This is a genomic window from Streptomyces roseifaciens (genome assembly GCF_001445655.1).
Taxonomy (GTDB): Bacteria; Actinomycetota; Actinomycetes; order Streptomycetales; family Streptomycetaceae; genus Streptomyces; species Streptomyces aureoversilis.
The window spans coordinates 269,130-282,652 of sequence record NZ_LNBE01000003.1 but is presented as its reverse complement, the minus strand read 5'-3'; the positions used below and the strand labels follow the sequence as shown (position 1 = coordinate 282,652).

The 13,523-nt window shown below is 65.9% G+C and carries 8 protein-coding genes and 1 pseudogene; 4 read left to right on the top strand and 5 right to left on the bottom strand.

The annotated features are described in order from the left end of the window. Positions 1–44: 44 nt before the first annotated feature. The 5 genes and pseudogenes from AS857_RS07255 to AS857_RS07240 all read right to left on the bottom strand — a co-directional run. A pseudogene (locus AS857_RS07255) lies at positions 45–854 on the bottom strand (ATP-binding cassette domain-containing protein); the annotation flags it as partial. 11 nt (positions 855–865) lie between these two features. Then, positions 866–1,972, bottom strand: coding sequence for a substrate-binding domain-containing protein (locus AS857_RS07250; protein ID WP_079110149.1), 1,107 nt, complete (start codon positions 1,970–1,972; stop codon positions 866–868). Between the two features lie 218 nt (positions 1,973–2,190). Beyond that, the gene (locus AS857_RS07245; protein WP_058043966.1) at positions 2,191–3,390 is read right to left on the bottom strand and encodes an ROK family transcriptional regulator; all 1,200 of its coding nucleotides are present in this window, start codon (positions 3,388–3,390) and stop codon (positions 2,191–2,193) included. 365 nt (positions 3,391–3,755) lie between these two features. Next, complete coding sequence (locus AS857_RS42315; RefSeq protein ID WP_420823919.1) at positions 3,756–4,130, bottom strand: DUF6188 family protein; 375 nt, start codon at positions 4,128–4,130, stop codon at positions 3,756–3,758. A gap of 1 nt (position 4,131) precedes the next feature. Next, a complete protein-coding gene (locus tag AS857_RS07240; protein ID WP_079110148.1) occupies positions 4,132–7,668 on the bottom strand; it encodes an ALF repeat-containing protein in 3,537 nt (1,178 codons plus the stop codon). A gap of 366 nt (positions 7,669–8,034) precedes the next feature. On the opposite strand from AS857_RS07240, the gene AS857_RS07235 reads away from it, so the two are divergent. From AS857_RS07235 to AS857_RS07220, 4 genes are all read left to right on the top strand, one after another. Next, the gene (locus AS857_RS07235; protein WP_058042315.1) at positions 8,035–8,412 is read left to right on the top strand and encodes a hypothetical protein; all 378 of its coding nucleotides are present in this window, start codon (positions 8,035–8,037) and stop codon (positions 8,410–8,412) included. A gap of 176 nt (positions 8,413–8,588) precedes the next feature. Next, on the top strand, positions 8,589–10,061 hold the full coding sequence (locus AS857_RS07230) for a S1 family peptidase (protein ID WP_058042314.1): 1,473 nt from the start codon (positions 8,589–8,591) through the stop codon (positions 10,059–10,061). Positions 10,062–10,360: 299 nt separating this feature from the next. Further along, complete coding sequence (locus AS857_RS07225) at positions 10,361–12,043, top strand: FG-GAP-like repeat-containing protein (protein ID WP_162492567.1); 1,683 nt, start codon at positions 10,361–10,363, stop codon at positions 12,041–12,043. A gap of 87 nt (positions 12,044–12,130) precedes the next feature. Further along, positions 12,131–13,360 carry an acyltransferase family protein gene (locus AS857_RS07220; protein WP_079110147.1) on the top strand — a complete coding sequence of 410 codons (1,230 nt, stop codon included), beginning with the start codon at positions 12,131–12,133 and terminating at the stop codon, positions 13,358–13,360. Positions 13,361–13,523 lie beyond the last annotated feature (163 nt).

Genomic DNA, 13,523 nt, shown 5'->3' with positions numbered 1-13,523 from the left:
GCCCCCGCGGCCTTCGCAGCCTCCGCAGCCTCCGCGGCCTCCGCTGCCCCCGCGGAGCGGGCCCGGCGCCGGGTGACAGCGTTGTCGGTGGCGCCGGTGATCGCGGAAATGATCTCTTCCTGGGTGGTGCTCGCCACCTCGAACGTGCCGTTGTTGCGGCCGAGGCGCAGGACGGCGACGCGGTCGGCGACGGCCTTTACGTCGGCCATGTTGTGGCTGATGAGGATGACGCCGAGGCCGCGCTCGCGCAGCCGCTCGACCAGGTCCAGGACCTGCGCGGTCTGCTCGACGCCGAGCGCCGCGGTCGGCTCGTCGAGGATGACGATCTTGGGCTCGCCGAGCAGCGAACGGGCGATGGCGACGGTCTGCCGCTGCCCGCCGGAGAGCGAGGCGATGGGGATACGGACGCTGGGGATCCGGATGGACAGGGTGGAGAGCAGCTCACGGGCGCGGCGCTCCATCTCGACCTCGTCGAGCACCCCGGCGCGGGTGATCTCGCGGCCGAGGAAGAGGTTGCCGACGACGTCGAGGTTGTCGCAGAGCGCGAGGTCCTGGTAGACGGTCGCGATGCCGAGCTCCTGGGCGGCGTGCGGCCGGTCGACAGTGACCGGCCGCCCCTCCCACTCGATGACCCCGTCGTCGGCGGGGCCGACGCCGGCGATGGTCTTGACGAGGGTGGACTTGCCGGCGCCGTTGTCACCGACGAGGGCGACCACCTCGCCGGCGTGGATCTCCAGGTCGACGTCGGTGAGCGCCTGGACGGCACCGAAGCGCTTGGAGATCCCGCGCAGGGCGAGGACGGGGGCGGCGCCGGATCCGGCCGTTGCGGCCGTTGTGGCGGTGGTGACGGACATCTGCGGAATCCCTACTTGATCCCGGCGGAGTCGCACTGAGCCTTGTACTTCTCAGTGCAGATCTCGTCGCGGTTGAAGAAGCCTTCCTGACCGACGTACTTCCCGATGTCGGCCTTGGTGAGCGCGAACGGGGTGACGATGATGGAAGGAATCTTCTTCTGGGTGCCGCTGTCGACGGTGGACTTGGCGATGCCGTCGAGCGACTTCCCCTGGGCGAGCGCAACGGCCATCTCGGCAGCAGCATCGGCCTCGGGCTTGTACGGCTTGTAAACGCTCATGAACTGCTCGTCGGAGAGGATCCGCTGGACGGCGGAGAGCTCGGCGTCCTGGCCGGTGACGGGCGGGAGCTTGTCGAAGCCGGCGCTCTTGAGGGCGGTGATGATGCCGCCGGCCATGCCGTCGTTGGCGGAGTAGACGCCGACGATGTTCTCCTTGCCCAGCGAGGAGATCGCGCCCTTCATGTTCTCGTTGGCGTTCTCCGGCTTCCACTCCTTGGTGTCGTACTCCTTGCCGACCTTGACCTTGCCGTCGAGCACGGAGTGGGCGCCGTCCTTGTACATCTTGGCGTTCGGGTCGGTGACCGACCCGTTCATCATGACGATCTGACCCTCGGAAGCCTTGTCGCCGAGCTCCTTGAGCAGCGACTCGCCCTGGATCTTGCCGACGCGCTCGTTGTCGACGGAGGTGTACGCCTTGATGGGGCCCTCGGCCAGGCGGTCGTACGCGACGACGGGAATGCCCTTGTCGTTCGCCTTCTTCACCGAGGAGGCTATCGACTTCGCGTCCACGGAATCGACGATCAGCGCGTCGACCTTCTTCGTGATCATCGTGTCGACCTGCTGCTGCTGGACGGAGGCGTCCTGCTTGGCGTTCTCGTAAAGGACGACGGTGTCGGCGCCCGCCAATTCCTTGATCTTCTTCTCGATCAGCGGCTTGTCGAAGCGCTCGTAGCGCGCGGTCTGGTTCTCAGGAAGGAGGAGCCCGATGGTGAGCGGGCCCTTCTTGTCCTTCTTGGTCTCCCCGCCGCCGGCCTCCTTGGCACTGCCACAGGCGGCGAGACCGGCCGCCATCGACATGGCCGCCACGGCCACGGCTGCACGACGCAGATTCGTGTTCACTTGCAGAAACCTCCCTGACGAGGCCGCGTCGTTGCGGCCGAGGTGGCTGGAAGTCAACTCGGCCACAAAGGGGCCGTCAAGAAGTAAATCCTTAACGAGATGGCAACGGTGCCATTCGTTATCTACATGAACTCAAGTGGCCGGGATGGCTTGACCCAAAAGCGGGATGAAGCCGACGGGAACCGGCCGGAACCACTGGAACCGAACTCAGGCAGGCATCAGGCGGACAGCGGAGCGCCGACCGGAGCATGCCCGTCCAGCAGCGTGGAATCACCCATCTCGCTCAACACGAGGGCGAGCGCACCGAGCACCTCGGCGCGACCGCCGAGCGCACCGGGTACGACCTCCAACTGCCGTGCGGCGCTGGGGATCGCGTAGCGCGAGACGGATTCGCGGATGGGCGCGAGGACGAGCTCGCCGGAGTCGGCGAGATCGCCGCCGAGCACGACGCGGCGGGGGTTGAGGAGGTTGCAGAGGTTGGCGACACCACTACCAATATGCCGCCCGACGTCCGAAATCACCCGTCGGCAGCCCGGATCGCCTTCGCGGGCGAGCTGGACCATGCGGGTGACGGTGAGGTCGGTACCGTGGGCCGAGTGGAGGAGCGGCAGCACGTAGCGGGCAGCCGTAAAGGTCTCAAGACACCCACGGTTACCGCAACGGCAGACGGGCCCGGACTCGTCAAGCGTAATATGCCCGATTTCACCCGCAGTGCCCCCAGGCCCACGGTAAATCTGCCCATTGATGACGAGCCCCGCACCGACACCACTGGCGACCTTGATGTAGGCAAGATCGGCAGCCCCGCGCCCGGCACCCCACACGAGCTCGCCGAGGGCACCGAGGTTGGCGTCGTTGTCGACGTGAACGGGCACGTTCAGCCGGGCGGCCAGCTCATCCCGGGGATTGGTGCCGGCCCACCCGGGCAGGATGGCGGTCGACCCGAGCGTGCCGGTCTCGACGTCGATGGGCCCGGGCACACCGAGCCCCACCCCGATGATCTTCCCGGGATCGATCCCGGCATCCTCGATCAACCGCCTGACCAGCTGCTCGGCCCGGTCGAGCCCCTGCGAGGCGGAGGCATCCACGTCAAGGGGCTCGGCATCCTCGGCAAGCACGCGCTGGGCGAGGTTCCCGACCGCGACCCGCAGGTGGGTATGCCCGAAATCCACACCGACAACGATCCCGGCATCCCCGGACAGGGACACGCTCCGCGCCCGCCGCCCCCCGGAGGAGGTGGGCGTGACCTCGACGGTCCCGCCATCCTTCAGCTCCCGCACGATATTGGAGACCGTGGCGGCCGACAGCCCCGTGGCCCGGGCGATCTCCGCCTGCGTGAGCGACCCGGCCCTGCGCACCGCGCGCACGACCCGCTCGAGGTTGGCCCGGTGCAGCGACGACTGCGACCCCGGAGTCTCCACGCCCATCCACTCCCGCCTAGCCGGACACGGCACGCCGGCCGTCCCCTCAACCGGACCACAACACTGGAGCCCGGCCATCCATACAACATATGAACTCTAAGCAGAGCCGCGACCGGGATCCCCCGTCAACCCCTTGAACCGCATCGAGGCCGCATCGTAGGGGGTGGGTCCCGGGGCGGGGCTGGACAAGGCACGTCACTTGCGATGAAGAATCGCACTTCATCACGCTTGGCCTTGCTCAGCACATGGCTGTGGGCCCGTTCCCGTTCGAACAGGCCCACAGTCCAGGTTTACCTGCTACTCGTTCACAGAGTAGGCAGAATCCTGATCATGCGGAAGGGAGTGACAACCCGAAGGGTAGCCGCTCAATCACCCTCCCCCCACACCGCCAATTCTCCGCCAGGCATGCAGGTCACTCTTCTGCCCCTACAACCAACAAACCCCCAGGCTTCGTATTCACCGTGCGAGGAAACGACCAACTTCCTGCCACTTTCAAAAGTGACGGCGAGTTCCCCAGCACTCCCCACCTCAGCGGAGACGATGACGTCGCTCCTCAACTCCACCAAGTCAGCAGCGGCAGTACCTGGCGATTCCGGGGCAAACGGGATGAGAGCCCCATCGCGCATTCCGAGAGTCGCCTCCGACTCCACCCGCAGCTCACAGTCCTCACTGGTAAGAATTGTGAGAGCCGCGTCGAAGCAGACACGAGTCACCGATTGACCTTGAATGTTCAGATCCATTTCACCATCCGTTCGGAACTGGATACGTCCCATCGACATCGATGGGTATGTGCGTGTCGGCCTGACTACCAGGTTTCCCATTGAGACCGATTGGCTGACCACTCTTGTTGTGGAAGCGAACATAGCCATTCGGGTACCTACCGGTAGGGCTCATCACGCGCATCATATCGCCATTACCCTTTGCCCCCGGCGCCTGCCACACATACCCCTTGCCGTTATCTGCTTCCCTCATCGTCCAGCCATCTTTGGCTCCAGCTTGGCGCTCAGGCCCCAGCCTGGGGGCCGACTTTCCGATCCGAGAGCCCTTGACCGCATCCTCGACTCCCTCAACGGCAATCTTTTCAGCCTTCAAAGCCTTTCCGGCAGGCAGGGCCATCGCAACAGCCGTCACACACTTACCCAAGGAGGGGTTCTTGATGCAGTCCTTGATGTCGTTGAGACCGGTTACCGTCCAGACGATTTTGGTCAGAGTCGGGTCGGGCAGCGCGGTGTCAAATTCCCATTTCCCCGGCCCTCTCATACAGGACATGCCACTCAACTCATTACCGGCATGGAGCGGAGCCGCGTGGCACTTCCTCTTTTCCCTTTCCTCCTTTTCCTTCTCCTTCTGAATGCGCCGCTGCTCGGCCAAGCGCTGCTCCTCCGCCTGCTCGGCCTGACGCTTCTTCAGTACATCGTTCCAAGCCTGGGAGGCGAGAGTTTTCGCTTCGTCGGCATTCTTCCCAGCTGCTGCAGCAGAACCGCGGGCATCGTCGGCATAATCAGCCGCTCGCCTGGCAGATTCTCGAGCATATCCAGCGGAGAACTCAGCCTGGGCCGCGGAGGCGGTGGCATCTGCGGCATCACGGTCAGCAGCGGCAGCGGCATTACGTGCCGTGGCGGCAGATTTCGCTGCCCTGGCGGCGGAGCTCTCGGCCTGCCGAGCCGACTTGTCTGCGTCAGCGGCATATCCCTTGGCCTGATCCGCTGACTTCCGGGCCTGGTCAGCCGCCTGCTGAGCGTCGCCGGAGGCACCCTTAGCGATCGCCGCTGCCTTGGCTGCTATCCAACGGTTCTCCTGAGCCTTGGCCTCGACCTTGGAGCCTTGGTCGATCAAAACCTGGAGCCGGGCAATATGGGTGGCAGCGAGTTGGTCCTTACGGTCGGCCATATACTGTCCGACCTGGATGAAGTCATGCAGTTGGTCCGCCGGCCCAGAAAGAGCGATCTTGGCAGCGGACTTCACCTCCGGACCGCCCTCGCTAACCAGCCTGGAGGCTAAAACGCTCTCGTCGGCGTACCGCGCCTGGTATTGGCCGTTCGCAATGAAAGCGACGAGGTGCTTAGGATCCTGGCTGGCGAGGGCAACCTTGGAGGCTTCCTTCACACCGGCACCACCAGCACTGTTGATCGCGGACACACGGATGGTGTAGTCCGCGGCTCCCGCCGTGTACTGGCCAGTGGTGTAGAAGTCTCGGATCTGCTGTTCACTACCGCTGAGTGCGTTCTGCGCGGCACTGCGAACGGATGGGTAGGAACCCTGCGCAGCCAGGTCCACGACCTGCTGACGGATCTCGCTCTGTTCTGCCTCCCCCCAACCACTGCGCAGATATTCGAGGACGTCCGCATCGGAGCCGGCCAGAGCCCATCTGGCAGCCTCCTGACTGAATGGGCCGCGGGTCTTCAACGCCCGCAGGGCAAGGTCGCGCCCCTTGACCGCAATGTTCTTGACATCGACGTCAGGCTTGTTTGCATCGGCCGCCAGCTCCTTGGCGAAGTTATCCAGTTTGCTGGCTTCCACCACCTTGGTGGCAGCGGTGGAAGTGAACTTCTCCGCCCGTTCCTTATCTGACCTGGCGCGTTCGATAGCCGCTGCAGTGCGAGTGGCGAGATCTTCCGTCTCCACCTCCCGCGCAATGGCGAAAACCTTCTTGGCAGTGGCTACTGCATTGCTCGCGGCCTCGGCGGCCTCCTTCGCAGCATCAGCCTTCTTGGCAGACTCAGCAGCCGCGTCCTTGGCCTCGCCCGCGTGCTTGGCGGCTTCGTCAGCGGAATCTGCAGCCTTGTTCGCGTGCTCGGCCGCCGAGTTGGCCGCATCTCGCGCCTCGTAGGCAGCGCTGGCAGACTTGCGGGCAAGTGACTCGGCGGCATTGGCAGCACGGTTGGCTTCCCGCGCGTGCCGACGGGTTTCCGCGGCTGCCGCCTGCGCCTCACCGGAGTGGACCCCGGCTGCGTCGGCATAGCCGTTCGCCTCATCAGCAGCATCAGCTGCTGCATTGGCGTTGGCACCGGCGCTCTGCGCCGCCTTCGCCGCCTCTCCTGCAGCCCATGATGCCTTGCCCGCCTGTTCGGCCGCCGCGGCCGATTTCTTCGCAAGCCCCGCCGCCGAGCGCGCTGCCTTGGCATAGTTCTTGGCGTCTTCGGCCTTACCGGCGTCACCAGCGGCATCAATCGATGCGTTATAGGCGCGGGTAGCAGCCTCGGCAGCTGCGTTGGCCGCGCTTGCGGTCTGGGCAGCAGCCATGGCAGCAATGCGGGCGGAGCGCTGGGCCGCATTCGCTGCGCCGATGGCCTGCTGGGCGGCGCTGGCTGCGTTCCGCGCCGCTTCCGCGGCCTGCTGAGCCTTGACGGCGGCCATTTTGGAGTCGTTCCTGGCCGCCTTGGTTTCCCTGGCTGCCGTCTGTGCAGACTCCTTTGCCCGCTCGGAAGCCGCCACCGCGCGTGCAGATGCCTTCTGGGACGCCTCGGTCGCCTGCTCGGCCCGTAGGCCCGCCTGCTCGGCCTGCTTGGTGAGATCCGCGATGGTGGCGTGTTCCTGATCTCGGTTGCGGGCCGTGAACTGGCCTATCTCCAAGAACTCGACCATGTCGTCCGGTGTGCCCTGGAGAGCCAACTTGCCGGCAGCCTTCACATTGGGGCCGCCTGCGGCGATTATCTGCGAGACTTCGAGCTGATTATCAGCATCCCGAGCCACATATTGGCCAACATCAAGGAACTTGGCAACATCAGCCGGAGTTCCCGCCAAGGCTGCTTTGCCAGCTTCTTTGACCCCGTCGCCCCCGTAGTAAATGACTCGTGAGGCCTCAACGCTCTGATCGGCCTCGTGAGGGGATTTCCAGCCTTCCTTCAAGAACGCGCGCAAGTCCGCCGGGGTACCCTTGAGAGCCATTTTGGCAGCTTCCCGCACTGCGGGCCCACCCGCGCTGAAGACGCGGCTGACATCAATGTAGTCATCGCTGTACTCGATGCCGTCTTTGGCTGCGAGGAATTTCTTGATGTCCTCGTTTGTGCCCAGTAGCGCAATCTCGGCGGCTGACTTGACGCCCGCACCGCCGGTCGTCCAAAGGCCGACTACCAGCCCGCGCTCCGACTGCCAGTAGGGGTCATCATCCCCGTCATCGACCGCAATGGCCGGCGCTGCACCGACAAGGCCGACCAGGAGTGCAGCGGGGAGTACCACAGCGCAGGCTTCACGCAACCGTAACAGCCACTTCCCCCCGGCTCGAGTGACCTCACCATCTTTCGGCACTCCGGTACCGGAACACAGTCTTCGGCTCATACAGGCGGCCCCTCCTTCGGTAGATCCGGACTCGGCTCAGCCAACGCAAAAGCTGAGCAAGGGCGCGAATCGGCAGACTCGCAAGGCAAGCCCCATCTACGCCACCCCTGCCCCAACTCCCCCTACTTCAGGCCTAACTGACGCCATGTTGACGACATCATACATACACTTTACTCGCGGACGTCACAGGACGTAACATCACCCTCACTCTCGAACTGGAAGGTAACCATGCCAATACTCCGCACCCGAAAAACCATCATTACTATCGCTATTGCAGCAACTGCCTCATATGTCGGATTTGCCGCACCGTCGTTCGCGCAACCCGCCCCACCTCGGACCACGACCACGGCAGCTGATGACGATGGGATGCCGTTCGCGATCGAAACGTTCCAGTACCCCAACGGAGCGAAGCTCTCCCAGGATCAGGGCATCGTCCTCGGCAAGGGTGACGGTCACATCTTGCTCACCGACTGCGGGTCCACTCAGGACATCACCGTCAAGGCTCGGGTCGGCCAAACCATCAAAGATTTCTGCTTCACGGTCAAGGGCAAGCAGGGCTACCTCGTCCTGGAGATCGCCGATGCCTTCGGTATCTGGACTAAGGACCACCCTGTCCAGGCCACGGTCAGGGCCAACGGCGAGCGCACAGTCATTGATGCTCCGAAGAACGACTACACACCGTTCGGTGAAGGATCGGGCAGCGCCGCACGCGCCGTCCTGCTGGAACTCCGTGTCACCGGCTGATGCGCAACCACATCACGCCGTAAGTGCTGTAGCCGGGCCAGCCACGCATCACAATCAAGGAATATGACATGTCTGCCAGACGTCCCCGCGCCACGTGGGTCGCAGCGCTCCTCTTAACTGCTGCTGCCGCCAGCACGCTGACGGCCGCCCCCGCGCAGGCCCTCGTGGGTCAGCCCGTGAACGACTCGTTCGCGTTCACGGCCAAGCTCGACATCGCCGGGGAGCGCAGCTGTTCCGCCGCGCTCGTCGCACCCCAGTGGCTCGCCACCGCAGCCAGCTGCTTCAGCGACAGCCCTGGTCAGAGCAGCCCGAAACTCCCTGACGGCAAGGCCGTCACCGCGGTCATCGGCCGCCCCGACCTCACCCGCGACGTCGGCACCACCGCCACCGTCACCGAACTCGTCCCGCGCACGGACCGCGACCTCGTCCTCGCCAAGCTGGACAAGACGGTCACCGGCATCGCCCCGGTCGGCCTCGCCGCGAACACCACCATCGAGGGCCAGGACGTCTGGGTCACCGGCTACGGCCGCACCAAGGACGAATGGGTGCCCGACCGGCTCCACTACGCCAAGTTCACCACCGGCGCGGTCAAACCCACGACGGTCGGCCTCACCGCCAAGTCCGACGGCGCAGCGATATGCCAGGGCGACACCGGCGGACCCGCCTTCCGCGACGTCGGCGGCCGTTTCGAGCTCATCGGCGTCAACAGCCGCTCCTGGCAGGGGGGATGCCAGGGGACCGACGCCAAGGAGACCCGGACCAACGCCGTCGACGCCCGCACCGACGACCTCACCGGGTGGATCCAGGGCATCACGTCCCCTCCCGCGCCCCTGCGCGGGAAGGACTGGAAGAAGGCCACGAACCTGGTCTCCGGTTACTTCACCGGTGGCTCGCCCGGTGGCAACCGGCGCATGGACCTCTTCGTGACCTGGGAGGACGGCACGGCCAGCCTCTTCCAGGGCGCCGACGGCAAGGACCCCGAGCACCTGTTCACCGCCGAGCACAAGATGCCGGGGAAGAGCTGGTTCTACGCCAAGTCCATCGCAGCGGGTAACTTCACCGGCAGCGGTACGGACGGCCTGGTGGTGCGCTGGAAGACCGGACAGGTGACGTCGTTCGCTCACGTCGACCAGAACGGCTTCAGCAAGGAAGAGGAACTCAAGCCTGCCAGCGCCTCATGGGCCGACAACGTCATGGAGATGACGGTCGGCAGGTACACCGCCAACGCCCAGCGGGATGACCTGCTCATCCGTTGGAAGGACGGCTCCTTCGCGCTCCACACCGACATCGGCGCCAATGGCCTCAAGCGCGAGGTGCAGCTGCTGAAGGCGACCCCCGCTGCGACGAAGATCGTGCAGATGACTGCCGGCGAGTTCACCGGCAAGCAGACCGCAGACCTGCTGGTCCGCTGGGAGAACGGTTCCGCCAGCATCTACCGCGGCGTGAGCACCACCAAGCCGTTCGACGACGAGATCAAGATCCGTCCGGAGAACTCCGGCTGGCGCTTCACCAAGGCCCTCGCAGGCGGAGCGTTCGTCGACAACGCCCGTCCCAACGACGTTCTCGTCCGCTGGGAAGACGGCAACCTCAGCCTGTACCCGGCCGTCGACGCGAGCGGCACGCACGGCGAGGCCGAGCTTCTCAAGTAGGCAGGACTCGACGCCCTCCGCCCGGCCGGGCCGCAGTGCGTCGGCAGACATACCGATCAGGCCGACCACGCCGACGCCGCCTCCCCGGCATGACGGCCGGCGCTCCCGGCCGGCGCTCCTGATCGGCTTGTCCGTGGGGCTTGCCGCGGCTCGTACCGCGGCAAGCCCCCGGTCGAACGGGCCCACTCCTTACCCGGACCCCCCTCCGATTCGTGTGGACGGGGCCTCCCGTGTCCCCGCGCCAGAATCCGCTGTTCCGCTGTTCCGGCCGGGGAAGCAGACGACAGAAAGCCATTTTCTTGCTCACGAGAACCCAGCGCGCGCTGACTGCGCTACTGACCGCAGGCGTGCTCACGGCAGGCACACACCTCGCCTTCGCCGCGCCCTCCACGCCGCCGCCGGCCCCGGTGACGGCGACGCCGCCGGCGCCGTCATCGTCACCTGGCCCGCAGGCCCCCGACCGGCCGTCGGTCGCCGCCCCCGCGGTCACCGCCGTCACCAGGAACTGGAAGGTCCCGCGCCTCGCCGTGATGCCCCTGGGTGACTCGATCACCCACGGTGCCCGTAGCTCCAACGGCTCGGGCTACCGCGCCGACCTGTGGAACCAGCTGGCCCCGCACGCGAACAAGCTGGACTTCGTGGGGTCCGAGCACCATGGCACGGCGCCCGATACGGACCACGAGGGCCACTGGGGCTGGAGGATCAGCGGTCTCGTCGCCAACGTCGACCAGTGGTTGCCGACAGCGGCGCCGAACGTCGTGCTCCTGCACATCGGCACGAACGATCTGCACGACGACTACCGCCCCGACACGGCTCCCCGTCGTCTTGGCAATCTCATAGACAAGATCACCTCGCAGGCCCCCGACATGACCGTGCTGGTCTCCTCTCTGGTCCCGTCCACGGACGGCCCGACCCAGAAGCGGATCGAGCAGTTCAATGCCGCGGTTCCGCAGCTGGTCGCCGAGCGCCGGGGCAAGGGCCGGCACGTCGGCTACGTCGACATGAGCGCGGTGACCACGAACGACCTCGCCGACGAGCTCCACCCCAAGGACAACGGCTACGTCAAGATGGCCGACGCGTTCTCCCAGGGCATCGCCCGCGCCGCGGAGGACGGCTGGATCCAGCAGCGCGTGGACGTCAAGCCGGCTCCGGTACGCCCGGCGCCCCCGCCCGGCGACTACCGGGTCGACATCGACGGCGACGGCAAGGCCGACTACCTCGCCGTCCAGGACAACGGCTCCGTCAAGGCCTGGATCAACAACGGCGGGACGGGCCACGGCAGCTGGATCGAACGCGGCACCTTCGCCAGCGGCGCCGGTGAACCGGGCCGCAAGATCCGCTTCGCCGACATCAACGCCGACGGCAAGGCCGACTACCTCATCCTCCAGGACGACGGGTCCGTCAAGGCCTGGATCAACAACGGCGGGAACGGCAACGGCGGCTGGACCGACCGCGGTGTCTTCGCCACCGGCGTCGGCGCACCGGGCAGCAGGGTCCGCTTCGCCGACATCAACGGAGACGGCCGGGCCGACTACCTCGTGGTCGGGAAGTACGGGGTGGTGGAGGCCTGGCTCAACAACGGCGGTACGGGCCAGGGCAGCTGGATCGAACGCGGCACCTTCGCCGGCGGGACCGGCGAACCCGAGGACAGGATCCGCTTCGCCGACATCAACGGAGACGGGAAGGCCGACTACCTCGCCGTCCAGGACGACAGCTCCGTCAGGGCATGGATCAACACGGGCACCGACGGACACGTCGGCTGGAGCGAGTTCGACGGGTTCGCCAGCGGTGTCGGTGAGACCGGAAGCAAGGTCCGCTTCGCCGACATCAACGCCGACGGCAGAGCCGACTACCTCATCCTCCAGGACGACGGGGTGGTTCAAGCCTGGCTCAACGACATCGTCGACGGCCGGGGCAGCTGGACCGACCGCGGCGTCTTCGCCACCGGCGTCGGCGAGCCCGGGCACAAGATCCGAATCTGAATCCGATGCACGCCACAGGAAACTGTGAGCAAGTGCCTCCCCGATCAAGAAGACACTGCTGACCAAGTCAGCGATAGGTGGGAACGCATGTTTGTCGCCGGGCGACGCGAATCCGATCGCAGGCCGGCAGGGGACCAATCAGCGGGGTCCAGGCTCTACGTCCTGGACGGGCTGCGCATCATCGCGGCTCTGATGGTGGTCGCCTTCCATCTCCTTGCCTACGACGGAACCGGCTGGACCACCTCGGTGAAGGGCCACTTCCCGAGCACGTACCTCCTCAGCTACTACGGGTGGCTCGGGGTCCAGCTCTTCTTCCTCATCAGCGGCTTCGTCATATGCATGAGCTGCTGGGGCAAACGCGTGGGCGACTTCGCCATATCGCGCGTGACACGGCTCTACCCCGCCTACTGGTTCGCCGTCCTCGTCACCGCGCTCTCACTCTGGCTGCTCCCGGGCGTGCGGGACATTCCCACCCTCAGCAACCTCGCGGTCAATCTGACGATGCTCCAGGACGCGATGGGCGTCGACCGCGTGGACAGCGTGTACTGGTCCCTGTGGGTGGAGGTGCGCTTCTACCTGCTCTTCGTGCTCGTCGCCTGGAAGGGGATCACCTACCGGCGCCTGGTGATCTTCTGCCTCGGATGGACCGTGGCCGGGCTCTTCGCCGCCAAGGCCGACATCGAGCTCATCACCACCATCGTCATGCCCGAGCACTGCTGGTACTTCATCGCCGGCATCGCGCTCTATCTCATCTACCGGTTCGGGCCGAGCGCGCTGCTGTGGACCATCGTGGCCGGCTGTTTCCTGCTCGGCCAGCACTTCCTGGTCGCCGCCCACCGGTCGAACCAGTTCTACGCGGGATACAAGGCCCCGCTGTGGCCCGCCCTGATCCTCCTCGCCGTCATCTTCGCCGTCATGGCGGCGGTCGCGGTCGGGCTCACCAATTCGATCTCCTGGCGGTGGCTGCCCACCGCCGGAACCCTCACTTACCCCCTTTACCTCCTCCACGAGGACATCGGCTGGATCTTCATCCGCCACACGGAGCGCAGGCTCCACCCCTACGTCATCGTGGCGGTCCTGGTCGTGGGATTGCTGATCGTTTCGTGGCTCGTCCACCGCTGGGTCGAGCGTCCCATGGGCCGGTGGATGCGCCGCAAGCTCAAGGACAGCCTCGAAGACATACGCCTGCACAGCCAGCTGAACACCTACAACATCACGGGGAAGCTCTCGGAGCTCGAGTCCCTCTCCCAGCCGTACGACCCGCGAGCCTCCGCACGGACGACGGCTCAGCGCGAGGGGCGGGACGCGTCGGAGTGACGCGCTGGCCCCCCGCTTCCACGGGCGGGCACGGAAGTCCCGTGCTCTGCCCGCCTCGCCGCACCCGGCAGCGGCTCACCGACCCGCAGACCTGTGCAGCCGACCTAGCCGCGCACCCCATTGAAGGAAGAGAGAACATGCCTGCCAGACGTCCCCGTGCCGC

Excerpts from the sequence above, each read along its gene's own strand:
- AS857_RS07235 (WP_058042315.1), top strand. The coding sequence starts at position 8,035 with ATGCCGTTCGCGATCGAAACGTTCCAGTACCCCAACGGAGCGAAGCTC.
- AS857_RS07240 (WP_079110148.1), bottom strand. The coding sequence starts at position 7,668 with ATGAGCCGAAGACTGTGTTCCGGTACCGGAGTGCCGAAAGATGGTGAG.
- AS857_RS07220 (WP_079110147.1), top strand. The coding sequence starts at position 12,131 with ATGTTTGTCGCCGGGCGACGCGAATCCGATCGCAGGCCGGCAGGGGAC.
- AS857_RS42315 (WP_420823919.1), bottom strand. The coding sequence starts at position 4,130 with ATGGATCTGAACATTCAAGGTCAATCGGTGACTCGTGTCTGCTTCGAC.